Annotated in this window: 24 protein-coding genes; 3 read left to right on the forward strand and 21 right to left on the reverse strand. The window is 65.7% G+C overall.

Annotation, left to right across the window (positions count from 1 at the left end; translation table 11 throughout):
• Positions 1-20 precede the first annotated feature (20 nt).
• From LQG66_RS06350 to bla, 3 genes are all read left to right on the forward strand, one after another.
• Positions 21-548, forward strand: coding sequence for a flavin reductase family protein (locus LQG66_RS06350; RefSeq protein ID WP_231324504.1), 528 nt, complete (start codon positions 21-23; stop codon positions 546-548).
• Positions 549-957: 409 nt separating this feature from the next.
• Positions 958-1749 carry an exodeoxyribonuclease III gene (gene xth, locus LQG66_RS06355; RefSeq protein ID WP_231324506.1) on the forward strand — a complete coding sequence of 264 codons (792 nt, stop codon included), beginning with the start codon at positions 958-960 and terminating at the stop codon, positions 1747-1749.
• Between the two features lie 26 nt (positions 1750-1775).
• Positions 1776-2657 carry a class A beta-lactamase gene (gene bla / locus LQG66_RS06360; protein WP_231324508.1) on the forward strand — a complete coding sequence of 294 codons (882 nt, stop codon included), beginning with the start codon at positions 1776-1778 and terminating at the stop codon, positions 2655-2657.
• On the opposite strand, the gene LQG66_RS06365 is transcribed toward bla, so the two are convergent.
• The 21 genes from LQG66_RS06365 to LQG66_RS06465 form a co-directional block, all read right to left on the reverse strand.
• The gene (locus tag LQG66_RS06365) at positions 2612-3487 is read right to left on the reverse strand and encodes an urease accessory protein UreD (RefSeq protein ID WP_231324510.1); all 876 of its coding nucleotides are present in this window, start codon (positions 3485-3487) and stop codon (positions 2612-2614) included. The two genes, bla and LQG66_RS06365, sit on opposite strands and share 46 nt — an antisense overlap.
• Complete coding sequence (gene ureG, locus LQG66_RS06370; RefSeq protein ID WP_231324512.1) at positions 3484-4134, reverse strand: urease accessory protein UreG; 651 nt, start codon at positions 4132-4134, stop codon at positions 3484-3486. The genes LQG66_RS06365 and ureG overlap by 4 nt, the downstream gene beginning before the upstream one ends.
• Positions 4131-5837, reverse strand: a complete 1707-nt coding sequence (gene ureC, locus LQG66_RS06375; protein ID WP_231324513.1) for an urease subunit alpha — start codon at positions 5835-5837, stop codon at positions 4131-4133. The genes ureG and ureC overlap by 4 nt, the downstream gene beginning before the upstream one ends.
• A gap of 3 nt (positions 5838-5840) precedes the next feature.
• Complete coding sequence (gene ureB / locus LQG66_RS06380) at positions 5841-6539, reverse strand: urease subunit beta (protein ID WP_231324515.1); 699 nt, start codon at positions 6537-6539, stop codon at positions 5841-5843.
• Between the two features lie 14 nt (positions 6540-6553).
• Positions 6554-7231 carry an urease accessory protein UreF gene (locus LQG66_RS06385; protein WP_231324517.1) on the reverse strand — a complete coding sequence of 226 codons (678 nt, stop codon included), beginning with the start codon at positions 7229-7231 and terminating at the stop codon, positions 6554-6556.
• Positions 7224-7673, reverse strand: coding sequence for an urease accessory protein UreE (gene ureE / locus LQG66_RS06390; RefSeq protein WP_231324519.1), 450 nt, complete (start codon positions 7671-7673; stop codon positions 7224-7226). Before ureE ends, LQG66_RS06385 begins: the two co-directional genes overlap by 8 nt.
• Positions 7674-7935: 262 nt before the next feature.
• Positions 7936-8238 carry a putative quinol monooxygenase gene (locus tag LQG66_RS06395; RefSeq protein ID WP_231324521.1) on the reverse strand — a complete coding sequence of 101 codons (303 nt, stop codon included), beginning with the start codon at positions 8236-8238 and terminating at the stop codon, positions 7936-7938.
• Positions 8238-9752: an amidase gene (locus LQG66_RS06400; protein WP_231324523.1), complete on the reverse strand. Its 1515-nt coding sequence runs from the start codon at positions 9750-9752 to the stop codon at positions 8238-8240. The genes LQG66_RS06395 and LQG66_RS06400 overlap by 1 nt, the downstream gene beginning before the upstream one ends.
• An 86-nt stretch (positions 9753-9838) precedes the next feature.
• Complete coding sequence (locus LQG66_RS06405) at positions 9839-10540, reverse strand: ABC transporter ATP-binding protein (RefSeq protein WP_231324525.1); 702 nt, start codon at positions 10538-10540, stop codon at positions 9839-9841.
• The gene (locus LQG66_RS06410; protein ID WP_231324527.1) at positions 10537-11265 is read right to left on the reverse strand and encodes an ATP-binding cassette domain-containing protein; all 729 of its coding nucleotides are present in this window, start codon (positions 11263-11265) and stop codon (positions 10537-10539) included. Before LQG66_RS06410 ends, LQG66_RS06405 begins: the two co-directional genes overlap by 4 nt.
• A gap of 2 nt (positions 11266-11267) precedes the next feature.
• Positions 11268-12323 (reverse strand): branched-chain amino acid ABC transporter permease, encoded by a 1056-nt coding sequence (locus LQG66_RS06415; RefSeq protein WP_231324529.1) that lies wholly within the window; start codon positions 12321-12323, stop codon positions 11268-11270.
• The gene (locus LQG66_RS06420; protein ID WP_231324531.1) at positions 12323-13189 is read right to left on the reverse strand and encodes a branched-chain amino acid ABC transporter permease; all 867 of its coding nucleotides are present in this window, start codon (positions 13187-13189) and stop codon (positions 12323-12325) included. The genes LQG66_RS06415 and LQG66_RS06420 overlap by 1 nt, the downstream gene beginning before the upstream one ends.
• 66 nt (positions 13190-13255) lie before the next feature.
• Positions 13256-14494, reverse strand: a complete 1239-nt coding sequence (locus LQG66_RS06425; RefSeq protein WP_231324533.1) for an urea ABC transporter substrate-binding protein — start codon at positions 14492-14494, stop codon at positions 13256-13258.
• Positions 14495-14592: 98 nt separating this feature from the next.
• Positions 14593-15642, reverse strand: a complete 1050-nt coding sequence (locus tag LQG66_RS06430; protein ID WP_231324535.1) for a substrate-binding domain-containing protein — start codon at positions 15640-15642, stop codon at positions 14593-14595.
• 206 nt (positions 15643-15848) lie between these two features.
• Complete coding sequence (locus LQG66_RS06435) at positions 15849-16340, reverse strand: GNAT family N-acetyltransferase (protein ID WP_231324537.1); 492 nt, start codon at positions 16338-16340, stop codon at positions 15849-15851.
• 45 nt (positions 16341-16385) lie between these two features.
• Positions 16386-17219, reverse strand: a complete 834-nt coding sequence (locus LQG66_RS06440) for a tetratricopeptide repeat protein (protein WP_231324539.1) — start codon at positions 17217-17219, stop codon at positions 16386-16388.
• Positions 17206-18930 (reverse strand): dihydroxy-acid dehydratase, encoded by a 1725-nt coding sequence (ilvD, locus tag LQG66_RS06445; protein ID WP_231324541.1) that lies wholly within the window; start codon positions 18928-18930, stop codon positions 17206-17208. The genes LQG66_RS06440 and ilvD overlap by 14 nt, the downstream gene beginning before the upstream one ends.
• Before the next feature lie 241 nt (positions 18931-19171).
• Positions 19172-20140 (reverse strand): tripartite tricarboxylate transporter substrate binding protein BugD, encoded by a 969-nt coding sequence (locus LQG66_RS06450; protein WP_231324543.1) that lies wholly within the window; start codon positions 20138-20140, stop codon positions 19172-19174.
• Positions 20141-20226: 86 nt separating this feature from the next.
• On the reverse strand, positions 20227-21468 hold the full coding sequence (locus LQG66_RS06455) for a threonine synthase (RefSeq protein ID WP_231324545.1): 1242 nt from the start codon (positions 21466-21468) through the stop codon (positions 20227-20229).
• Between the two features lie 296 nt (positions 21469-21764).
• Positions 21765-23186: a dihydrolipoyl dehydrogenase gene (gene lpdA, locus LQG66_RS06460; RefSeq protein ID WP_231324547.1), complete on the reverse strand. Its 1422-nt coding sequence runs from the start codon at positions 23184-23186 to the stop codon at positions 21765-21767.
• Positions 23187-23218: 32 nt separating this feature from the next.
• Complete coding sequence (locus LQG66_RS06465; RefSeq protein WP_231324549.1) at positions 23219-23458, reverse strand: hypothetical protein; 240 nt, start codon at positions 23456-23458, stop codon at positions 23219-23221.
• Between the last annotated feature and the right edge of the window lie 23 nt (positions 23459-23481).

Genomic DNA, 23481 nt, shown 5'->3' on the forward strand with positions numbered 1-23481 from the left:
CATACGACGGGAGCCGCGACATGAGCCATCATCCGGACCCCGCCGGTTTTCGCGCGGCGGCGTCGCGGTTCTCCACCGGGGTCACCGTCGTGACCAGCAGATCCGCCGATGGCGCGCCGGCTGGCATGACCGCGAACAGCTTCACCACGGTCTCGATGCAGCCGCCAACCGTCCTGGTCTCGCTGAAGCGCGGCCGGACGTGGCAGGCGGTGACCGAGTCCCGCCGCTACGCGGTCAATGTGCTGGGCGCGGACGACGTCGCAATCTGCCGGCATTTCGCCGGGGCGCCGCTGTCGCAAGGCGCACCATCATTGATTGACTGCGAGGGCTTCTTCCTGCTGCCGCAGGCGATCGCGCAGTTCGGCTGCGAGGTCGTCAGCGCCATCGAGATCGCCGACCACACGCTGTTCATCGGCGAGGTGCGCTGGTGCCGGCACCAGGACGGCCTGCCCCTCGCCTTCTACGCGAGCCGCTTCCGCAACGGATTGGGCGCCGAGATTTTGCCGAGCGACGCGCTGGCCTATCCTGCCGAGGGCTGGACGATCTGATGGGCGTGGCGCGGTGGGCACGTCGCTTCGCGCCCTGGCCTACCCTATGGTTCAACAGGAAGAGAACGCGGTCCGCCGGGACGACTTAGTGAGCCAAACATCGTCACATTGAAGACTGCGGGTCCGGCACAGTCGTGAGGCTCAACCGCCGATCGGTCCGGGGTCGATGCCCCCCGTTGTGGCGGCTCCAGAATGACCGGAGCGCGGCCACGTGACGATCGATGGCGATGCTACCGCTGGTCGGATGTCGCCGTCAAACGTGTCGGCGCTGCGGGCGCGGCGCCTCCGGCCGGCGCTCCACAGGAAACCTTGCGGTCGTCATCTGGATTGCGGTGCCGACGCCCTTGACCGCGCGCCCCGCGGCTTGGTCTAAGCGGGACGAGCTTCGCCAGTGCCCGGGAACTTCACCATGCGCATCGCCACCTGGAACGTCAATTCGGTCCGGCAACGGATCGAGCACCTCGTGACCTGGCTCAAGGAGTGCTCGCCGGACATTGTCTGCCTGCAGGAGATCAAGTGCACGGACGACGCGTTTCCGCGGCTGGAGATCGAGGCGCTCGGCTACAACGTCGTCACCCACGGCCAGAAGACCTTCAACGGCGTCGCGCTGCTGTCGAAGCTGCCGTTCGACGAGACCCGGTCGGGACTCGCTGGCGATGCCGAGGACGTGCATGCGCGGTTCATCGAGGGGGTGGTCAGTCTCAAGAGCGGCGTGGTCCGCATCGCCTGCCTCTATCTGCCCAACGGCAACCCCGCGAACACCGATAAATATCCCTACAAGCTCAAATGGATGTCGCGGCTTCGTGACTACACGCGTGAACGGCTGAAGACCGAGGAGCCGCTGATCCTGGCGGGCGACTTCAACGTCATTCCGCAGGCCGCCGACGTCTCAAATCCCGAAGCCTGGGTCGAGGATGCGCTGTTCCGCCCGGAGACCCGGGAGAGCTTCCAGGCACTGCTGGGCCTCGGCCTCACCGACGCGCTGCGCGCGGTAACGGATGCACCCGGGCAATACACGTTCTGGGACTATCAGGCCGGGGCCTGGCAGAAGAATATGGGAATCCGCATCGATCACCTGCTGCTGTCGCCGCAAGCCTCCGACCGGCTGGTCGAGGTCGGCATCGACAGCTATGTGAGAGCCTGGGAGAAGCCGTCGGATCACGTGCCGGTGTGGGCCGATTTCGATCTCGAGACGGCGTGATCCGCAAGGCCCTACGGAGGCCGGACATGACGATGTACACACGGCGGCAATTGTTTCCGGTGGCGCTGGCGCCATTGTTGGGGTTGAGCTCAGCCACCACCCCGGCAAATGCCGCCGATCTGCAGGCCGACATCGCTGAGATCGAGGCGTATAGCGGCGCGCGGCTCGGCGTTGCGCTGCTGGACACCGCGAGCGGCAGCCTCAGCGGTCACAGGCTCGACGAGCGGTTTGCGATGTGCAGCACGTTCAAGGCGCTGCTCGCGGCGGCCGTGCTCGCAAAGGTCGACGTCGGCACCGAACAGCTGGCGCGGCGCATTCCGATCACGCAGGCGGACATCCTGGCCTACGCGCCGGTCACCAAGATCTATGTCGGGACATCGGGCCTGTCGGTCGCCGAACTGTGCGAGGCGGCCGTGACCGTCAGCGACAACACGGCGGCGAACCTGCTGCTGGCGACGCTCGGCGGTCCCGCCGGCCTCACCCGCGCGATCCGCGCCTTCGGCGATGCCATCAGCCGGCTCGATCGCACCGAGCCCGACCTCAACGAAGCCAAGCCGGGCGACGTCAGGGACACGACGACGCCGGCAGCGATGGCGCAGACCCTGGCGACGCTGACGACGGGCCATGCGCTGTCAGCCGCGTCGCGCGATCTGCTGACGGGCTGGATGATCGGCTGCCAGACCGGCGGTGCCAGGCTGCGTGCCGGCCTGCCCAAGGAATGGCGCATCGGCGACAAGACCGGCACGGGCGCGCACGGCAGCAGCAACGACGTCGCGGTGATCTGGCCCGCGGGGCGCGCGCCGGTGATCGTGAGCAGCTATCTGACCGAGAGCACGGCAAGCGACGACAAGCGCAACGCCGTTCACGCGGCGGTCGGCCGCGCCGTGGCAACCGCGCTCGGGGCTTGAGCACCGGTCACCGCAATCCCACGTGCGCGGATCTCGATCTCGCGATAGACAGCCGCGACCTGATCGAAGCCGGCGCGCAGCCGCCGCATCTCCCGGGCCGCCAGCCGCACGCCGATGCCCGCGCCGGCCGGCAACAGGCTCGCCGCAGCGTACAGGCCATCGATGCGCGCGAGCGCGCCGCCGAGGCGCCGGCTCACCCCGCCGGGATCATGCCCCGGTGGCAGCACCAGGAGCGCCGAGCCGAAGGCGCGGTGGCCCTTGAACAGCGCGGCGTCCGGACGGCTAAGATGCATGCGGTCGATCAGGAACGGATCTTCCCCCGGCCGGCGGACGATCAGCGTGGAGTCGAACTCACGGAACAGGCGCCCTCGCCCGTCCGGATCGTGCATCGTGAAGGCATCGGTGGCGAGCGCCGAAGCATCGTGCGCGCAGTCCAGTTCGAGCACCTGGCACAAGGCCGCATCCGGAAACAGGATGCGCGGCTCGGGCCGGTAGTCGAGCGACGCGCCGGCCGCGACGTGCAACTGCACCCGCTCCACGGCGCGCATGCCCTCCTCGGCGCGATGCACCGAGGTCGCCCCCTGTGTCGTGACCGAGACCGCGACACCGGGACCGAGCGTGAAGCGCTGCGTCAGCCGGTCCTCGCCATGCACGGCGCCGCTGCCGGTCTGCAGGATGACGCTGAGGCGATCCGGCCGCTCTGCATCCGTGTGGAAGCTGCGCGTCAGCACGAACGGCCAGGCAAACAGCCGGCGGTCGATGACGGTGCGGCCGCCGCGCCGGACGAAGGCGAGATCGAGCCGCAGCCGATCTGGGACGAGATCGCTCACGTGCGGAACAGCACCTCCCGCTCGAGCAGGTCGACGATCGCATCGATCCCCTCGCCGCGCCGGCAATTCGTCAGCAGCACCGGCCGCCCGCCGCGCACGTCCATGGCCTCGCGCTGCATGCGATCGAGATCGACGCCGACATGAACAGCGAGATCGACCTTGTTGATGACGAGCAGATCGGCGCGGATCACGCCAGGACCACGCTTGCGCGGGATGTCGTCGCCGCCGGCGACGTCGATCACGAACATCCAGAAGTCGGTGAGGTCGCGCGAGAAGGTCGAGGCGAGATTGTCGCCGCCGCTCTCCAACAGGATCAGCTCGACGCCGGGAAAGCGCCGCTCCAATTCGTCGGCGGCCTCGATGTTGAGCGTCGGATCCTCGCGGATGACCGTGTGCGGGCAGGCGCCGGCCTCGACCGCCGAGACGCGCGCAGGATCAATCAAGCCGGAGCGGCGGACGCGCTCGGCATCTTCGGCGGTGACGAGATCGTTGGTGATGATGGCGATGTCGATGCCGCGCGCCTGAAGCGCCGGGATCAAGCGCTCGACCAGCGCGGTCTTGCCGGAGCCAACGGGACCGCCGATGCCGACGCGCGCGGCGGTCATCGGGTGGTCAGGCGCATAACCCGTGAGAGCGAGACGGCTCATCGCAGCATGAACCTCCGGGCGAGCGGGACGGTGGTGGCCGGCGGACATATCAGGAGCTTGCCGTCGGCACGGACCTCGAAGGTTTGTGGATCGACCTCGACCTGCGGCATGGCCGCGTTGCGCACCATGTCGGTCTTGCGCAAGCGACGGACGTTCCTGATCTGCACGGTCTCGCGTCCCAGCCCGAGCTTGCGGCGGATGTCGGCTTCGACCGCGAGCTTGGACATGAAGTTGACGCCGAGCCGCTGCGGGGCGGCGCCGAGCGCGCCCCACATCCGCTTCTGGATCATCGGCTCCGACAGCCCGAGGCTGCCATTGCCGTCGCCCATCGCGGCCCACACCGGGAAGCCGTCCTTGATCACCATGTAGGGCTTGAGGCCGAACGAGGCGCGTGGCCACAGCACCAGATCAGCCATCTTGCCGACCTCGATGGAGCCGACGACATGGTCGATGCCGACCGCGATCGCGGGATTGATCGTCAGCTTGGCGACGTAGCGCTTGATGCGCTCATTGTCGGCGCGCGCGGTCGCCTCCTCCGGCAGCCGGCCGATGCGGTCCTTCATCACGCTGGCAAGCTGCCAGCATTTGGCGACGTTCTCGGCGAGCCGGCCCATCCCTTGCGTGTCGGTGCCGAAGATCGAGATCGCGCCCATGTCGTGGAGGAAGTCCTCGGCGGCCATCGATTGCGCCCGCACCCGCGCCTCGCCGAACATGACGTCCTCGGGCGCGTTGTAGTTGAGCTGATGACAGATCATCGTCATCGGCACGCCCTCTTCCATTCCATACGAAGTATAGGGATTGGTCGGGTTGGTCGAGGACGGGATCACGTTGTCCCACGACACGACCTTGAGCAGGTCGGGCGCATGGCCGCCGCCGGCGCCTTCGACGTGATACATGTGGATGGTGCGGCCATCGACCGCGGCCATCGTATCCTCGCAGAAGCCGTATTCGTTGATCGAGTCGGTGTGGAGGTGGACAGCGAAATCGTTGCGATCGGCGGCGATCAGGCTCTTGTCGATGACATCAGGCGCGGCGCCGAAATCCTCGTGGATCTTGACCGACATGCCGCCGGCGGCGACGGCCTCCTCAACCGCTTCGAGGTTGGAGCCGCCGCGCCCGAACAGCGCGTAGTTCAGCGGAGAGAACTCGATGGATTTGAGGAAGTGACCGAAGTTCGGCCCGGAGCCGCTGCCGACGTCGAACACCGGCCCGGAGCCGTTGCCGACCAGGGTCGTGGTGCCGCCGGCCAGCGCATGATCGGACTGCTCGGGCGAGATCAGATGCGCGTGGCTCTCGATCGCGCCCGCGGTGACGATGAACGGGCCGCCGGCGATCGGTGCGGTGGTGTGACCCACCACCATGTCCGGGTGCACATCCGGCATCACGTCGGGATTGCCGGCCTTGCCGATACCGACGATGCGGCCGTCGCGGATGCCGATGTCGGCCTTCACGATGCCGGCGACGGCATCGATGATGGTGGCGTTCTTGATGACGACGTCGAGAATCTTGTGGGACGACGTGCGATGGCCGGCGATGGCTTCGCCATCGCGCAGATTCTTGCCGGCGCCGACCAGGAGCTCATGACCATAGGTCGTGTAGTCGTGCTCGATCTCGGCGAGCAGGCTGGTGTCGGCGAGCCGAACCAGATCGCCCTTGGTCGGGCCATAGAGCTCGGCATAGGCGCGGCGGGTCAGCGTGGCCATGGTCTAAGCTCCCAGATAGCCGCGCGACTGCGCCAGCTTCAGCGCCTCGTCGCGCGCGCCGGCCGCATCGAGCGGGCCGTTGACGAGCCCGGCCTGGCCGCGCACGATGCGGTCGCCCGTGATCGGCACCAGCCGTACCGACTTCGTAACCCCCGGCTCGAAACGGATGCCGAGGCCCGCGGGACGGTCGATCTTCATGCCCCAGGCGGCGGCGCGGTCGAACAACAACGCACGATTGATCTCGAAGAAATGGGTGTGGCTGCGCACCTGGATGTCGCGATCTCCGGTGTTGACGACGTCGAGTGTGACGAACGGCAGCTCGGTGAACATCTCGATGTCGGCACCGCCGGCGATGATCTCGCCGGGCACGATGTCATCGGGCGCAGCACCTTCGGCCGGCTGGATCGGCTCGAACAGCGCCATCACCTTGGTGCCCTCGGCGAACATCAGCTCGACATAGAGCATCGGGATCATCTGGGCGACGCCAGGCTCGACGTCATCTGATGTCAGCAGCCGGCCCGCCATGTCGCGGATATCGGCATAGGGCAGATTGCGGCGCGCCGCAGTCATCACTTCGTCAGTGATGTAGGCGACGGCCTCGGGATGGCTGAGCTTGATGCCGAGCGAGCGGTTGCGCCGCGCCATCTGCGCGGCGTTGAAGATCACGAGACGATCCATCTCGGTCGGCGACAGGTTCATCATGCGTAATACCTCGGTCAGGTCGTGAACATGCGCACGTGCCGCAGCGGACCGCGCGACACGGCGATGTCGATGAAGGGCGTGAAGCTCGACGGCATCGCGTCGTCGTTGGGCGTCTCGGTGAGCAGATCAGCGAGCAGCGCGCGGGCGCGCGCGAGGCTGCGCTGGGAATCGATATGGCCGATCAGGCCAAGCCGCACGGCGGCGCTGACGAGGCCCGTGATGAGCGTCCAGCCGGAGACAAGTTCGGCCGCATCGAGACCGAGGCCGGCATCGCGGCCAGCGATGGCCTGCACGACGGCGAGATGGCCGAGCCGGGCGTCCGCCGAAACGCAGGCGCGATAGGAAACCGACAAGGGACCGGCGAGCTTGACCCAGACGCCGAGCAGCGCCCTGCCCGCGCGCCGCGATCCCTCGCGCATTTCGGCCGATGGCGTCGTGGCCTCCGCCAGGCGATCAACCGCCGTGATCGCGGCGACGTCGCTCGCGCGCCAGGCGCGCCGGAGCAGAATGCGGTCCATGGAGGCCCAGCGCTGCGCGAGGTGATCGGCGATGACGCAGTCGAGATCATCGCGATCGGACACCATGCCGTCGGCGGCGAGGCCTTCGGTGCCCCAGGAGAATGCAAAACCGCCGGCCGGAAAGGCGCTGTCACCGAGCTGCAGCAGCGCGAGCGCCTCGGCCCGATCAAACATGGTCGCGCTCCACCACCTCGCCGGCGTCGAGCAGCGGCCGAATACGCGCACGATAGGTCGCGAGCGGCGCATCGAGCAGCACCACCAGGCAGTCGCCTTCGAAGCGCACGCGCCAATGCAGATTGCCGGCGTGCCAGCCGAGCTTGAGCGCGCTCGCTTCGTCGCGCGCGCGCAGGCGCCAGACCTGCGGCTCGCCGAACCGGGCGATGATGGCGCGATCGGAGTCGAGATGGAGCAGCGCGCCGTCGATCAGCTCTTCGTCGCGGTCGAGGCTGACGGCACAGTCGGTGCCACGATCGGTGGTCAGGCGGAACCGCTTGCGGCCGGCGTCCTCCGGCGGCACGAACAACAGCTCGATGCCACCGCGGTGCTCGAGCGCGTGGAGCTGCCGGGCATAAGCCCTGTCGTCGGCGCGTCCCATGATGCCGTGCAGACGGAGCATCGGCGGTGGTCCTCTTTGTTCGTCAGTTCACAGCATTGGGGCCTCATGGTTCGAGACGCCCGCCAAGTGGCGGGCTCCTCACCATGAGGGTTAAGAGTGTCCCAGGTCGCATGGCGCTGGCGGTGTATGCTCGCACTCCCCAGCGACACGAAGCCCTCTCGCACCAAGCGCCACCTCGCCACACCCTCCGCCCTCGTCCTGAGGAGCTCGCCACTTGGCGGGCGTCTCGAAGGACGGTTGGTGGATTCGCTATCGCCGCGCGCTACCGCAACGTCGCCGACACCTCCTGCGAGGTCACAAGGATGACCTCGCCGTCGAGGATCGGCTTGGCGATGCCGAAGAAGGTCGCCACCGCGGCGGAGCCGTTGTGGCGGTCCATCGCGGCCTTGTCGGCGAAGCGCTCGTAGGTGGTGAACAGAGCGGGCTCGGTCTCGCTCTGCGAGATGAAGAACCCGATCGTCTCCGGCTCGCTCTCCGCAACATGGGCCGCGACGGCGACGAGAGCGTCGCGCATCGTGGCCTCATGTCCCGCCTTGGCCCTGATGACCGCGGTGATCGTGATCATCAGAACTTCTTCCAGTCGCCATCGGCCTCGAACGCACTCGCCGCTTGGTAGATGGTGGACTCGCCGTAGTCCTTGCCGATCAACATCAGGCCGACCGGCAAGCCGTCCGAGAGGCCGCACGGCAGGGTCATCGCCGGATGACCGGTGACGTCGAACGGGCTCGTCGTCGCCGTCATCTCGAAGGCACGCTGAACGACCTCGGCGAGCGGCGCGCCCTTGGCCGGAATCGGCGTCGCCACGCACGGCAAGGTCGGCATCAGCAGGAGATCGTAGGAGCCGAACATGGCGTCATAGGCGGCCTTGGCCTGGATCGCGATGTTGCGCGACTTGGCGTAGTAGCGGCCGCGATAGTGCTCCAGGCCCCACTGCCCGACCAGCATGGTCAGCTTCAAGGTCACCGACAGATCATCGGCGCGGGTGCGCCAGCCGGAATGCGCATCGAGCAGGCCGACGTCGTAGAGGCCCTTCCAGTTGAAGCCCATGCCGTTGCCGAGCATCATCTGCACCAGGAAGCCTTCCAGCGTGATCGGATTCCACGCCGCCAGCGCATGCATGTGCTCGGGGATCGAGACCTCGGACACGGATGCGCCGAGCTTGGCGAAGCGCTCCGCACCCGCCTTGACCTTGGCGACCACGCCCTCTTCCATGTTCGGTGCGCTGAAGCCTTCCTTGAGCACGCCGATCTTGAGACCCTTGACGCCCTTGCCGAGCGCCTCGGTGTAGGCCGACACCTTCGGCGCGTATTGGCGCGGATCGAGACCGTCGGCGCCGGCCAGCACTTCGAGCAGCAATGCATTGTCGGCGACCGTCTTGGTCATCGGTCCGGTGTGGTCGATCGTCGACTCGATCGGCATCACGCCGGTGTAGGGCACGAGACCATGGGTCGCCTTCATGCCGTAGATGCCGCAATAGGACGCGGGGATGCGGATCGAACCGCCCTGATCGCCGCCAATGGACATGTCGACCTCGCCGGCCGCCACCAGCGCCGCGCTGCCCGAGGACGAGCCGCCGGCCGAATAGCCCATCTTCCAGGGATTGTGCACAGGCGCGGGATTGGAGGTGTGGCTGCCGCCGGACAGGCAGAAGTGCTCGCACACGGCCTTGCCGACGATGGTGCCGCCGGCATCGAGGATACGCGAGACGATGGTGGCATCAGCGGCTGGAATGAAGCCTTCGAGCGTGGTCGAGCCGTTCATCATCGGGACGCCGGCGAGCGCGACGTTGTCCTTCAGCACGACGGTGCGGCCGGCGAGCTTACCGGACGGCGCGCCCTTCACCTCGGTCTTGATCGCCCAGGCGTTGTACTTGTTCTCCTTCGCCGGCGGCTTGGCGCCGGGCGTGCGCGGATATTTCACCGGCGGCAACGGGTTCGGCAATTCATCGATGATGTCGTACTGATCGAACATGCCGCCCATCAGCGACAGATATTCGGCGGCCTCCTCGACCGTCATGTTCATGTGCAGGCTGGCGGCGAGATCGGCGACTTCCTCGGCATTCGGGCGTTTGATGGACATGAGTCATCCTTTCTTGTGAGGACAAGCTGGGCAGAGACAGCAAATTGTCAGTTCAATGGGCCGGCGCTGGCGCGCCGGTACGGGCTCTAGCTCGGGACCATCTGACCTTCCCGGGCCAGGAGAGTCTCACGGTCGAGTTCCTCGGTGATACGTCCCTTCTGGATGTGCAGGATGCGATCCGACAACGACGTGATGAATTCGAGGTTCTGCTCGACCACGATCAAGGACATCTTCCAGCGCGTCTTCAGCGCCAGCAGGGTCTCGATGATCTCCTCGATGATCGACGGCTGGATGCCTTCGGTCGGCTCGTCGAGCAGGATCAGCTTCGGCTTGGTGCACAGGCAGCGCGCCAGCGCCAGCAATTGCTGCTCGCCGCCGGACAGCGCGCCGCCACGGCGGTCGAGCAGACGCACGAGCCGCGGAAAATCCTGCAGCACGGTGTCGATGACGCCGCGGTCCTCTTTGGGCGCGGATGCGAGACCCATGCGCAGATTTTCCAGCACCGACAGATCAGGAAAGATCTCGCGGCCCTGCGGCACGAGGCCGATGCCGAGCCGCGAGCGCTCGTGCGGCTTCAGATGGGTGATGGTCTTGCCGGCAAACACCACCGAACCGTCGGTGGTCGGCAGGTGCCCCATCAGCGTGCGCAGCGCGGTGGTCTTGCCCATGCCGTTGTGGCCGAGAATGCCGAGATACTCGCCGTCCTGCACCGTCATGTCGATGCCGAACAGGATCGGGATCCGGCCGTAGCCGGATTTGAGACCCTTGACCTCAAGGAGCGCACTCATGCGGCCACCTTCTTCCCGAGATAGACGTCGCGCACGCGCTGGTCTGCGAGCACCTTATCGACAGTGTCCTCGACCAGCACGCGTCCCTGATGAAACACAGTCACGCGCTTGGCGATCTGCTTGATAAACTCCATGTCGTGCTCGACGACGACGATGGCGCGGGTCTGGTTGATCTCGCGGATGATCGCGGCCGTGTGGAACGTCTCCTCGTCGGTCATCCCTGCGGCGGGCTCGTCGAGCAGGATCAGCTCCGGCTCGGCGGCGAGCACCATGCCGATCTCGACCCATTGCCGCTGGCCGTGCGACAGAGTTGCGACAATGCTGTCGGCGTAGTCGGTCAGCCGGATCATCTCCAGCACGGCATTGACCGCCGGGCCCTGCTGGCGCGGCGTCGCCTTGCGGCGCACGGCCATCCAGATGTTCTCGCGCACCGACAGGCCGTTGAACACGTTCGGCACCTGGGTCTTGATGCCGATGCCCATGCGCGCGATCTCGTGCGACGCCTTGCCTGCGATCGGTACGCCGCGAAACGCGATGCTGCCCGAGGTCGGCACCAGCTGTCCCGTGAGCGTCTTGAAGAACGTGCTCTTGCCGGCGCCGTTCGGGCCAATCAGGCAGCGCAGCTCCATCTCCTGTAAGGTGAAGGTGATGTCGTCATTGGCCACGACACCGCCGAAGCGCATTGTCAGGTGCTCGGCCTTGAGCAGGGGAACGAGTTCGGCCATCGTCATTCGGCTCCAGCAGGGTGCGGCGCCACCGCGGATTGAACCGAGGGACCATTGGTCTTCCGCTTCGACTCCGGGATCAGCCGCAACAGGAGATCGCGCGCGGTCGGCACCAGGCCCTTGGGCAGCAGCAGCACGAAGATGACCAGCACGCCGCCGAGCACGAGGTTGGAATTCAGCAGCTGCTGCGAGCCGATATAGGCGACGATGTATTCGATCACCACGCAGCCGATGATCGGCCCGAGCAAGGTGCCGAGACCGCCAACCGTGATCCAGATGATGATCTCCGCCGACAGCGACAGGCTGAAGATGGTCGGACTGACGAAGGCGCCCCAGTTGACATAGAGCGCGCCCGCGAGCCCTGCGACGGCGCCACCGAGGATGAAGGTCAGGCATTTCACCAGCCGCGGATCGTAGCCGAGCAACGAGGCCCGCACCTCGTTCTCGCGCACGGCGACGATGATGCGCCCCGCCGGCAACGCCAACAGCAAGCGCAGCATCAGGAACACGGCGAGCAGCACGCCTGCGGTGGTCCACCACGACTGCTCCGGCGACAGCACCGTCGATGGATCGAACGGCATGTTGAAGGTCGGCACCGCCGGCATGCCGTTGAAGCCGCCGAGCAGCGCGGTGCCGATCTTGTAGGCGTCGCCGGAGGTCGAGTTGACCGAGTTGAACAGGATCAAGGTGACGGTCAGGGTGATGACACCGAGATAGACGTCGGAGATGCGGCCGAAGAAGATGAAGTAGCCGAGGATCGCCGCGAACAGCGCCGGGATCACGATGGCCAGCAGGATCGCCGGCGTCGAGTCCTGGAAGTTGATGGCCGCGATCGCATAGGCGTAGCCGCCGAGGCCGAAGAACGCGGTCTGGCCGAACGACAGGATGCCGCCAAAGCCCCAGATGAAGGCGAGGCTCAAGGCCAGCACCGCCATCGCGGCGAACAGCGTCAGCTGCATCAGCGCGAACAGTTCGATGACTCCAGGCATCATCGCGATGGCGACGATCGCGATGAGGACCGCGATGGCCTGGGCGATGAGACGGTAGCGCTTGGGCATCACAGGTTCCCCTTGAAGAAGCGCCCGGAAATGCCCTGCGGCAGCAAGCGAATGAGCACGATCGCGGTGGTGAAGACGATGACCTCGCCGTAGACGGGCGTGGTGAAATAGGCACCGATCTGGTTGACCGAGCCGAACAGGCTCGCCGCCGATAGCGTGCCGGAGAGGATGGCGGCGCCGCCGCCGACCACCGTCATGAAGGCCTTGGCGACATAGGCGCCGCCCATGCCCGGCGTGATGCCGGAGACCGGCGCCAGCAGCCCGCCGGCCAAGCCCGTGACCGCAGCACCGAGCGCGAAGGTGCTCATGTAGACGCGCGCCGGATTGACGCCGAGCGTGGCCGCCATCGCCGGGTTCTGCATCGTCGCGCGCGCGACGAGGCCGAAGCGGGTGTAACGCATCACGCCGTAGACGATGGCCATCATCACCGCCGCCATCAGGGCGAGGAACAGCGTATAGTAGCTCGATTGATAGGACCCGATCGAGAAGCCGCCGAGCGGCGTCGGCACACCCTGCTGGGTGTTGCCGTAGATCGTGGTGATGATGCCGATGATGAGAAGGCTGAGGCCCCAGGTCGCGAGCATCGAATCGACCAGGCGCCCGTACAGGAAGCGGATCAGGCAGCGTTCGATGACGAGGCCGACGACGCCGACGAACAATGGTGCGACGACGAGCATCGCGATCCAGATGTTCACCCCGGCATTCGCCGAGATCACGGTGGCATAGGCCCCGAGCATGATGAACTCGCCATGGGCGAGATTGATGATCTTCATCATGCCGAAGATGATCGCAAGCCCGAGGCACAACAGGAACAGCGAGGAGATTCCGTTGAGGACGTCGAGCGCGAGGATGACGTAGATCGCCATGCGTCAGATTCTTTCAAGGCAGTGCAATGAAACCGGGCCCCGCCGGACGGCGGGACCCGGCAGGCGTCAGAGATTGATGATGTACTGCTTGACGTCGTTCGGGTTCTTGACGAGGTCGCAGACGCTCGCGGTGTCGGCCGGCTTGGCATCGGTGTAGGTTTCCAGAACCGACCATTTGCGGTCCTTCACCTCGGCGAGGAACGCGTTGCGGACGGTGTGATGGGTCGGCTTGTCCAGCGAGACCTTGCCGCTCGGACCGTCGAAGACGATGCCGCTTTCGAGCGCCTCGATCACCTTCATGCGGTCGATGCTGCCCGCCTTCTTGACGCCGGCAGCCCAGAGCATCGCGCCTTCATAGGTGCACGCGGCGAGCTCGCTGATGTAAGGCGTATCCGGATGCGCCTTCTTGATCTTCTCGACGAAGCTCTTGGAGGCCGGTGTGGTGAGCTCCTCGAAATAGCCGTAGGCGCCGATCACCGCGTCGCTTTCGGCCGCATCGAGCGTCGAGGGCTCGTTGACCAGCCCGAAGGTGGTCGAGGCGATCGGGATCTTCCCCTTCATGCCGGCCGCGGTCCACTGCCGGTAGAACGCGGTGTGGTTGCCGCCGACCAGCGCCGACAGGATGAGATCGGGCTTCGCCGCCTGGATCTTCGAAATGGTGGAGCCGAAATTGGTGACGTCGAGCGGGAAGAAGTCGGTCGAGAGGATCTCGCCGCCATTGTCCTTCATGTATTTGGTCATCCACTTCGCGGTGATCTGACCGTAATTGTAGTCGGCCGCGATGATGTAGGCCTTCTTGCCGGACTTCTTCATTGCGCTCGGCACCAGCTTCTCCACCGTCTGCGCCGGCGTCGTGCCGGTGCAGAAGGTGTTGCGGTCGCAGACGCCGCCTTCGTACAGCGTGTTGTAGAAATACAGCACCTTGAAGCGATCGAAGGTCGGCCGGATCGCCTCGCGCGAGGCCGAGGTGATTCCGCCATGAACGACGTCGACCTTGTCCTTGACCGCCAGCTGCTGGGCGTATTGCGAGTAGAGCTGGATGTTGGACTGGGTGTCGTAATGGATCACCTTCAGCGGCCGTCCGAGCAGGCCGCCGCCGGCATTGATCTCGTCGACGGCAAGCTGCAGCGCATAGACCATCGGCGTACCGGAGGTCCCGATGGGGCCGGACTGGTCGTGCAGGCTGCCGACCGTGATCGGGTTCTCGGCCGCGAGCGCACCCGAACGGAACACCGCAGGTGCCGCGATCAAGGTCGACGTCGCGATGGCCGAGCGCTGCAGGAAACGACGGCGGGTAAAGGTCATAAAGCTCCCCATGGGTTGATGATGCTGTTTCACGAGCCGCGCGAAGTTTAAAATTACAATATTTGAAAAGGCAAGCTATTTCTGGCGCGAGCCCGGCCCTAGCGCGACGCGACGACGGCGAAATCGTAGCCGTCGAGCTCGGCCAGGTAGACGGGATGCCGGCCACCGACCACCGGCTGCGCCTCGACGCCGCGGGCGGTCCGTCCCTGGAGGGTGCGCCCGTAGAAGCGCTTCAGATGACGCGCATCGAAGCTCGCGGCCCGCTCGATCAGTGCCGCAAGCGCATGGATGCCTTCGTAGCAGGATTCCCCGTAGCCATTGGCCGGCGGAGGATTGTCGCCGAAGGCCGTGTAGTAGCGTTCCAGGAACGCGCCGTTGTTGCGCGACCGCAGCGACGCGAAATAGCTCGACGCGACGAAGAGGTTCTCGGTCTCGCTGCTGTCCAGACCGTAGACGATGGTCTCGTCGAACGCCGGGGAGAAGCGCAGCACATGGCGACTGAGACCTGCGGCACAGAAGGCGCGACTGAACGCGATGCAGTCGAACCCGAGGAAGACAGGCACAACCACGTCGCTGCGCGTGGCCTTGATACGATCGAGCATCTCGTCGAAGTCGTGGACGCCGACCGGCGCGTAGCACTCGCCGGTGACCGTGCCGCCGAAACGGGCGATCAGCCGCTTGGCAATCTGGAGCGACGAGCGCGGCCAGATGTAGTCGTTGCCACAGAGGAAGAAGCGCCGGGCGCGCTTGAATTCGGACAACCATTGGATGGCGGGCGCCATCAGTTCGTCCGCGGTCTCCCCCGTCGTCATCACGTCGCCGTCCGGCGCGAGCCCTTCGAATTGCGGGGTGTAGACGAACGGAACCCGTCCGCGGGTTGCAGCAGCGATCGGATCGCGCGCATAGCTCGGCACCATGCCGACCAGGCCGTCGACGGCGAGGTCATCCACCGCCTCGCGCGCGGCGCACCCCGCGCTCCGCCCGGTCTCGCCGGCATCGATGACGAGCAGCTCGATCGGGCGCCGCAGGATCCCGGAGGCGTGGTTCAGCTCCGACACGGCCAGTCGCCCACAGGCCTCGGCGGAGGGCGCCCACAGGCCCGCCGAGCCGCTCAAGGGAACGAGAAGACCGATCCGAACGCTGCGCAAACCGTGGCGCCTCCGCTGTTTCCCGGAAGCTGCACTCACGAATCATGCCAACAGCCGATTCCCCGCCGGGCAGGTCGTTTGTGTACGAGAGATCGCCGAATCGAGGATGGCTGGCCGCGCATGATCAAGAGAGCGGCGGCCAGCCGCCCATTCCCTAGGCAACCGGCGTCATCCCTCGAATGCGCTCGTCCGCTGGGGGCCGCGGATCAGCACGCTCCGGAGCGAACCGGCCCGCGGATCGGCTTTGTCATCGGATAGGACGAGGTGGTGCCGAACTTTCCCGCCGGCGCGCCTGCGTCGACGTAGCCGCGCGCGAGATAGAATCGGTGCGCGGTCTCGGTGCTCAGCAATGTGCACCGGGTGGCGCCCTGCTCCATCGCGCGTTGCTCCAGCGCCGCGAGCATGGCGGAACTGATGCCGCGAAAGCGGGCATCGGGCGCGACGTAGTTCAGCGTGATCTCGCCGGGATGCGCAAGCCCACCGACGGCGAGAATCGCATCATCCTCGACCGCGACGAGCAGCGAGCGCCCTGTTTCATTGGCCCAGGCGGCGACGTTCGCCGGCGTCTTGTTGGCAAGCCAGCGCCGGAGAATCTCCGCGTCCGCGCGGTGATCGGCCAAGCACAATTCGGAGATCGAGGCCCGCAGCACGGCGCAGGCCGCCTCGGCGTCGTCGGCTGTCGCGTCCCGGATGATCATCGCGTTCCCACCTCGATCGGCGGAACGCGATGCATTGCCGCCCTGCTACTCGCGCTTGCCCTGCACCCAGCTCTCGAGCATCTGCAGCGCCGTTGCGCGGTCGTCATCCGACGCCTTGGAGAAGGCACGGTTGTAGCTCTCCTTGATCCAGGCTTCGTCCGGACCGGCGCTGTCGCGCGCCAAGGTGAGCCACATCAGGCCGCGCGCGGCCTGGCGCGGCAGCCGGTCGCCGTTGAACAGCATCTGCCCGAGCAGCGCCTGGGCCTGATGCTGGCCCTTCTGCGCGGCAAGCCCGAGCCAGCGTGCGCCATAGCGGAAGTCGTCGCGCGAGGCGTCCGCGGTCTTCAGGTACATCCGCGCCAGATCGTACTGGGCATCGGCATTGCCGAAATAGGAGGCGGCATAGGAGAACATCTCCCGCGCGCGATCCGGGTCGACCTTGACCTTCGAGTTCGGGATGCCGCTGAGATAATAGCGGCCGAGCGCGACGAAGGCGTTGGCCACGATCTGCGCCTGCGGCGCCGACGGCGAGTCCTCGGCATGCGCATTGGCAATGCGGCTGAAATAGTCGAAGGCGCGGATATCATCCCGCGCGACGCCGTCACCGGCGGCATACATCCGGCCGAGCTTCCATTGCGCAACCGGGTGACCTTCCTCAGCCGCGTATTGCAGAGCCGTGAGGGACTGCGTCGGCGACGTGGAGGACGTCGTCGCGGGAACAGCCTTGCGCAACGCGCCGACGCCCGACTGCGGTCCAGCAACCGCAATTGCCGGCTCCTGGTTGACCGGCGCGCCATCGAACGCGAACGACGGCGCCGCCCATCCGAGCGGGGCAACGCCCAGCATCAATGCGAAAATGATCCGATCAGATGTCCGCATAGCAATACTTCTCTTGCGCACCACCTGGGTGGGTCACGGCGCCTGCGACGGCCGGCCCGACCTGCTGGGCATATTTCCAAAGTGCACCTGACGTGTGATGGGTCTCACGCGGCGTCCACTTGGTCTTGCGTGCAGCCAATTCGGCATCGCTCAACTTGACGTTAAGGATACCGTCGACTGCGTCGATCTCGATGATGTCGCCATCCTCGACCAGGGCGATCGGCCCGCCGATGGCCGCCTCCGGTCCGATATGGCCGATACAGAAGCCACGGGTCGCGCCCGAGAACCGACCGTCGGTGACGAGCGCGATCTTGCCGCCCATGCCCTGGCCGGTCAGCGCAGCCGTGGTCTGCAGCATTTCCCGCATGCCCGGTCCGCCGCGCGGTCCCTCGTAGCGAATAACGATGACTTCGCCTTCCTTGTAGGTGCGCTTCTGGACGGCCTCGAAGGCGTCCTCCTCGCGATCGAAGCAGCGGGCCGGCCCGGAGAATTTCAAGTTCGACATGCCCGCGACTTTCACGATCGCGCCCTCTGGCGCGAGATTACCCTTCAAACCGACGACACCTCCGGTTGCAGTGATCGGCTGATCGGCCGGCCTCACCACGTCCTGGTGCGGATTCCACTTCACGCCTTTGAGGTTTTCGGAGATCGTCCGGCCGGTGACTGTGAGGCAGTCGCCGTTCAAATAGCCATGGTCGAGCAACGTCTTCATCAACAGCGGAATGCCACCAGCCTCAAACATGTCTTTGGCGACATAGCGGCCACCCGGCTTCAAATCCGCGATATAAGGTGTCTTTTTGAAGATTTCGGCGACGTCGAACAGGTCGAACTTGATGCCGGCCTCATGCGCAATCGCAGGTAGATGCAGCGCAGCATTGGTCGATCCGCCGGATGCCGCGACCACCGCCGCCGCATTCTCGAGGGCGGCCCGGGTGACGATGTCGCGCGGACGGATGTTGGCCGCGATCAGCTCCATCACCTGCTCGCCGGCCGTCATGCAAAAGGCATCGCGGATCTCGTAGGGTGCCGGCGCGCCGGCGGAATACGGCAGCGCCAGCCCGATCGCCTCCGAGACGGTCGCCATCGTGTTGGCGGTGAACTGAGCGCCGCAGGCGCCGGCCGACGGACAGGCGACGCGCTCGAGCTCGTCGAGGTCGTCGTCCGACATCTGCCCAACCGAATGCTTGCCCACGGCCTCGAACATGTCCTGCACCGTGACCTGCTGGCCGCGGAAATTGCCGGGCAGGATCGAGCCGCCATAGATGAAGATCGAGGGTACGTTGAGCCGGACCATCGCCATCATCATGCCCGGCAGCGATTTGTCGCAGCCGGCGAGGCCAACCAGCGCATCGTAGGCATGGCCGCGAATCGTGAGCTCGACCGAATCCGCGATCACCTCGCGCGACGGCAGCGACGAGCGCATCCCGTCATGGCCCATGGCGATGCCGTCAGTCACGGTGATGGTGCAGAACTCGCGCGGCGTGCCGCCGGCGTGCGCCACGCCCTTCTTGACCGCCTGGGCCTGTCGCATCAGGGCGATGTTGCAGGGCGCGGCTTCGTTCCAGCACGATGCGACACCGACGAAGGGTTGATGGATCTGCGCCGTCGTCAGGCCCATCGCGTAGAGATAGGACCGATGCGGCGCACGCTCGGGCCCTTCCGTCACGTGACGGCTGGGCAGCCTGCGCTTGAGGTCGGTCTTCGCGTCCATCGCTGTTCTGGCCTTCCCCGGTGCCGCCGAGACTTCGAAACCACTTCCTAGAAAGGGATTTTCTGCAGCCTCACACGCACTGGTACTCTTCTGATCAAAGTATTTCACGATCAGGTGTGGCCAAAAAGCGGCGCAGTTGCGGAGCGCCCGAGATTGTTACCAAAACTTCGTAAACTGTGGCGAGGTCGCAACAATCGTGACTGTTGCGCCACCATCCTGGAAAGCCAGGGATACCGTCGGCTTACTCCGGCACCACCCCGGACGCTCGGATCATCGGCCACCACTTGCCGATTTCGGCCCGTTGCAAGGTTCCAAGGGCCTCCGGCGTGCGCTGATCTGCCGGCGGCATCTGCAACCCCAGGTTTTTCAACTGCTCCTGCACCCCCGGCTCGTTCAGGGCGGCAACGGCGGCGGCATTCAGCGTGGCGACGATCTCTTTGGCCGTGCCCTTCGGCAGCCAAAGCCCCGACCACAAGGTCATGTGGAAGCCGGGCAGCCCGGCTTCGTCGGTGGTCGGAATCTCCGGCGCACCGTCGAGGCGCTTGTCGTCGGTGACCGCATAGGCCCGAATCGTGCCGGCGCGAACCTGGTTGATCGCATTCGAGGTCTGGTCGACGATCAGATCGATCTGCCCCGCGATGAGGTCATTCATCGCCGGACCCGTGCCGCGATAGGGCACGTATTGCAGCTTGAGGCCGGTGACCTGCTCGAAATAGAGCCCCGCGATGTGGCTGCCGGACCCGTTGCCGGCCGTGCCCGCGGATGCAGGGTTCGGCTGCGACTTCAGCCAGGCGAGGAATTCCGGCAGCGAGTTCGCCGGCACGTTGCTGCGGCTGACGATGATCATCGGATTGTTCGGCAGCAGCACGACGGGCTCGAGATCGGCGACGAGATCATAGCCGAGCCGATAGACGGCGCCGTTGGCGACGTGGGTGCCGAGATGTCCGAAGCTCACGGTGTAGCCGTCGGGCTTGGACCGCACCGCGCGGCCGACGCCGATCGATCCGCCCGCGCCGGTCACGTTCTCGACCAGCACGGCCTGCCCGAGCGTCTGCTTCATGTGCTCGGCAAGAATGCGCATCATCGCATCCGACGGACCACCGGCGGCGAACGGCACGATCACGGTGATCGGGCGCGCCGGATACGTCTCGGCCCGCGCCGGGATGACAGCGAGCAGCATCAACAGAACGGCGCACACGCAACGTCGCATCGCTTCCCCCTTATGGCGCGGCCTGACGTGCCAACGCTGTGCGCGTTCGCCGCCAGACCAGCTCGAGGCCGCGGTGCAAATCGTCGTTAGAATTGCCCGTAGTCGATCGGCTGGTGACGATCGAGCGCGCGGTTGACCGGCGGCAGCGGATATTTAAGTCCCGTGGCGCAATTGAACAGCATCACACGGTCGTTTTTCGTGACGCGTCCGTCAGCCAGGCTCTGCTTGTAGGCGGCGTAGGTCGCAGCACCTTCCGGACAGAGCAACAGCCCTTCCTCGCGGGCGACTTCGCTGAGCGCGAGAGAAATCTTCTCGTCATCGACGGCAATAGCGAAACCCTTGCTCTCTCTGACGGCACGCAGGATGAGGAAATCTCCGATCGCCTGCGGCACGCGGATGCCGGAGGCGATGGTGTGAGCGTCCTCCCAGCGCGGCGCATGCTCGACGCCCGCCTCAAAGGCGCGCACCATCGGGGCGCAGCCGGACGCCTGCACCGCCACCATGCGCGGGCGCTTCGAACCGATGAAGCCGATCTTCTCGAGTTCGTCGAACGCCTTCCACATCCCGATCAGGCCGGTGCCGCCGCCGGTCGGATAGAAGATCACGTCGGGCACGTCCCAGCCGAGCTGCTCGGCGAGCTCGAGCCCCATCGTCTTCTTGCCCTCGATCCGGTACGGCTCCTTCAGGGTCGAGGTGTCGAACCAGCCGACCTTGGCCTTGCCTTCGCCGACGATCTTGCCGCAATCGTCGATCAGGCCGTTGACGCGGTAGACCGTCGCACCCTGCAGCTCGATTTCGCTGACGTTGACCTCGGGCGTATCGGCTGGACAGAAGATCGTGGTCTTGATGCCGCAGGAGGTCGCATAGGCCGCGAGCGCAGCCCCGGCATTGCCGTTGGTCGGCATCGCCATGTGCCGGATGCCGAGCGCCTTGCCCATCGACACCGCCATGACGAGACCGCGCGCCTTGAACGAGCCGGTCGGCAGCCGGCCCTCATCCTTGACGATGATCTCGCCGCCGCCGAGCTTCTTCGACAGCTTCGGCAGGCTGATCAGCGGCGTCATGACCTCGCCGAGGCTGACGATGTCCTGGCACTTGCGCACCGGCAGCAGCTCGCGATAGCGCCACATGTCGGCCGGCCGCGCGGCCAGCGCATCCTTGGTGAGGGCCTGCTTCACGCCGGCGAGGTCGTAGCGCACCAGCAGCGGCTTGCCGGCCTTGGACAGGTTGTGAATCTGGTCCGCCGGATAATGATCACCTTCCATCGCGCATTCGAGATGGGTGACGAAGGTCGGGCGTTCGATGGTGAGGTTGTCGCTGGATTTCAAGATCGTGGCCTCTCGCTTAAGTCTGACTTCAGCTCACGCCTCAATGAAATTGGCGCTTGAGCCACGGCACACGTTGTCGTGCCTCGGTCTCGGCTGTATCCGCCGAGTCATAAATTCCGCAATCGGGACCTGGCGGTCCCCACCCTTCTTCATCCAGGTTCGTGAACTGTGAGGCAGTGGAACGCCATTGCCTGCGATATGTATAGTGGCCATCTGGGCGCTGCAAAATCAGCACACGCTCATTGCCGTCGGGGCTTTCGAGAGCTTTTATGTCGATGCTCCTGTTTTATCCCACGTCACATGTTCAGCACACGCCCGTAGGCGTCGAGCACGGCTTCCTTCATCATCTCCGACAGCGTCGGATGTGGGAACACCGTGTGCATCAGCTCTTCCTCGGTGGTCTCGAGGTTCATCGCCACGACGTAGCCCTGGATCAGCTCGGTGACCTCGGCGCCGACCATGTGGGCGCCGATCAGCTGTCCCGTCTTCTTGTCGAAGATGACCTTGACGAGGCCCTGGTCCTCGCCGAGCGCGATCGCCTTGCCGTTGCCGACGAAGGGGAAGCGGCCGACGCGGATGTCGCGGCCCTGCTCTTTCGCCTTGGCCTCGGTGAGACCGACGGAGGCGACCTGCGGATGGCAATAGGTGCAGCCGGGAATGAGGTTCTTGTCCATCGCATGCGGATGCAGGCCCTTGATCGCCTCGACGCAGATCACGCCCTCATGCTCGGCCTTGTGCGCCAGCATCGGGGGACCGGCGACGTCGCCGATGGCATAGATGCCGGGCACGTTGGTCTTGCCGTAGCCGTCGATGACGATGCAGCCGCGATCGGTCTTCACCCCGAGCTTCTCGAGCCCGAGACTCTCGATGTTGCCGACCACGCCGACCGCCGAGATCACGCGGTCGAACTCGACCGCCTCGGTCTTGCCCTTGCCGTCGTCGATCGTCGCCACCACGCTGTCGCTCTTCTTGTCGAGCTTGGTGACCTTGGCGCCGGTCATGATCTTGAGGCCCTGCTTCTCGAGCTGCTTGCGGGCCAGGCCGGCGATCTCGGCGTCCTCGACGGGCAGGATCTGCGGCAGCACCTCGACCACCGTCACGTCCGAGCCCATGGTGCGGAAGAACGAGGCGAACTCGATGCCGATGGCGCCGGAGCCGACCACCAAGAGCGACTTCGGCATCTTGTCCGGCACCATCGCCTCGAAATAGGTCCAGACCAGCTTCTTGTCAGGCTCCAGGCCCGGCAGCACGCGCGGGCGCGCGCCGGTCGCGACGATGATGTGCTTGGCCTGATAGGTGCCCTCGCCCAGCGCGCCCTTAGGCGACTCGACGTCGGACTTGGTCACGGTGATCTTCCCGGGCGCGTCGATCGCCGCTTTGCCCCAGATCACCTGGACCTTGTTCTTCTTCATCAGAAAGCCGACGCCGTCGTTCAGCCGCTTCGACACGCCGCGCGAGCGGGCCACCACCGCTTTCGGATCGTAGGAGATCTTCTCGGCAGAGAGACCGTAATCCTTGGCGTGCTGCATGTAGTGGTAGATCTCGGCCGAGCGCAGCAGCGCCTTGGTCGGGATGCAGCCCCAGTTCAGGCAGATGCCGCCGAGATAGGATTTCTCGATGATTGCGGTCTTGAACCCGAGCTGCGCGGCGCGGATCGCGGCAACATAGCCGCCCGGGCCGGAGCCGATGATGATGATGTCGAAGGATGTGTCGGCCATGACGGCTCCCGTTCAACTTAAGCAGTCGGAAATCAGACGGTGGTGATGCTGCGGACGGAGCGTCGCCAGATCATGGCTCGCATCACGGCTTCCAGCAGCATCAGCACGGCGCAGATAGCGAATCCGGCGAGCGCGATCGGCGCCCAGATGCCGCGCGACAGCGCTTCGCCGGAGAAGAAGGCAGAATAGATAACGTCGATCCCGAGCGGATTGGCGAACAACGCGGCGCTCGCCAGCGCCGTGATCCAGGGCCATCGCGTTCTGATCCGCATGCGCTGGCCCCGTTTGCCATTCC

Source organism: Bradyrhizobium ontarionense, from assembly GCF_021088345.1.
In the GTDB taxonomy this organism is placed as follows: domain Bacteria; phylum Pseudomonadota; class Alphaproteobacteria; order Rhizobiales; family Xanthobacteraceae; genus Bradyrhizobium; species Bradyrhizobium ontarionense.

What these genes read in the sequence shown, in the direction of transcription:
- LQG66_RS06350 (WP_231324504.1), top strand. Translation starts at nt 21, where the DNA reads ATGAGCCATCATCCGGACCCCGCCGGTTTTCGCGCGGCGGCGTCGCGG.
- xth (WP_231324506.1), top strand. Translation starts at nt 958, where the DNA reads ATGCGCATCGCCACCTGGAACGTCAATTCGGTCCGGCAACGGATCGAG.
- bla (WP_231324508.1), top strand. Translation starts at nt 1,776, where the DNA reads ATGACGATGTACACACGGCGGCAATTGTTTCCGGTGGCGCTGGCGCCA.
- ureG (WP_231324512.1), bottom strand. Translation starts at nt 4,134, where the DNA reads ATGAGCCGTCTCGCTCTCACGGGTTATGCGCCTGACCACCCGATGACC.
- ureC (WP_231324513.1), bottom strand. Translation starts at nt 5,837, where the DNA reads ATGGCCACGCTGACCCGCCGCGCCTATGCCGAGCTCTATGGCCCGACC.
- ureB (WP_231324515.1), bottom strand. Translation starts at nt 6,539, where the DNA reads ATGATGAACCTGTCGCCGACCGAGATGGATCGTCTCGTGATCTTCAAC.
- LQG66_RS06385 (WP_231324517.1), bottom strand. Translation starts at nt 7,231, where the DNA reads ATGTTTGATCGGGCCGAGGCGCTCGCGCTGCTGCAGCTCGGTGACAGC.
- ureE (WP_231324519.1), bottom strand. Translation starts at nt 7,673, where the DNA reads ATGCTCCGTCTGCACGGCATCATGGGACGCGCCGACGACAGGGCTTAT.
- LQG66_RS06395 (WP_231324521.1), bottom strand. Translation starts at nt 8,238, where the DNA reads ATGATCACGATCACCGCGGTCATCAGGGCCAAGGCGGGACATGAGGCC.
- LQG66_RS06400 (WP_231324523.1), bottom strand. Translation starts at nt 9,752, where the DNA reads ATGTCCATCAAACGCCCGAATGCCGAGGAAGTCGCCGATCTCGCCGCC.
- LQG66_RS06405 (WP_231324525.1), bottom strand. Translation starts at nt 10,540, where the DNA reads ATGAGTGCGCTCCTTGAGGTCAAGGGTCTCAAATCCGGCTACGGCCGG.
- LQG66_RS06410 (WP_231324527.1), bottom strand. Translation starts at nt 11,265, where the DNA reads ATGGCCGAACTCGTTCCCCTGCTCAAGGCCGAGCACCTGACAATGCGC.
- LQG66_RS06415 (WP_231324529.1), bottom strand. Translation starts at nt 12,323, where the DNA reads ATGCCCAAGCGCTACCGTCTCATCGCCCAGGCCATCGCGGTCCTCATC.
- LQG66_RS06420 (WP_231324531.1), bottom strand. Translation starts at nt 13,189, where the DNA reads ATGGCGATCTACGTCATCCTCGCGCTCGACGTCCTCAACGGAATCTCC.
- LQG66_RS06425 (WP_231324533.1), bottom strand. Translation starts at nt 14,494, where the DNA reads ATGACCTTTACCCGCCGTCGTTTCCTGCAGCGCTCGGCCATCGCGACG.
- LQG66_RS06435 (WP_231324537.1), bottom strand. Translation starts at nt 16,340, where the DNA reads ATGATCATCCGGGACGCGACAGCCGACGACGCCGAGGCGGCCTGCGCC.
- LQG66_RS06440 (WP_231324539.1), bottom strand. Translation starts at nt 17,219, where the DNA reads ATGCGGACATCTGATCGGATCATTTTCGCATTGATGCTGGGCGTTGCC.
- ilvD (WP_231324541.1), bottom strand. Translation starts at nt 18,930, where the DNA reads ATGGACGCGAAGACCGACCTCAAGCGCAGGCTGCCCAGCCGTCACGTG.
- LQG66_RS06450 (WP_231324543.1), bottom strand. Translation starts at nt 20,140, where the DNA reads ATGCGACGTTGCGTGTGCGCCGTTCTGTTGATGCTGCTCGCTGTCATC.
- lpdA (WP_231324547.1), bottom strand. Translation starts at nt 23,186, where the DNA reads ATGGCCGACACATCCTTCGACATCATCATCATCGGCTCCGGCCCGGGC.
- LQG66_RS06465 (WP_231324549.1), bottom strand. Translation starts at nt 23,458, where the DNA reads ATGCGGATCAGAACGCGATGGCCCTGGATCACGGCGCTGGCGAGCGCC.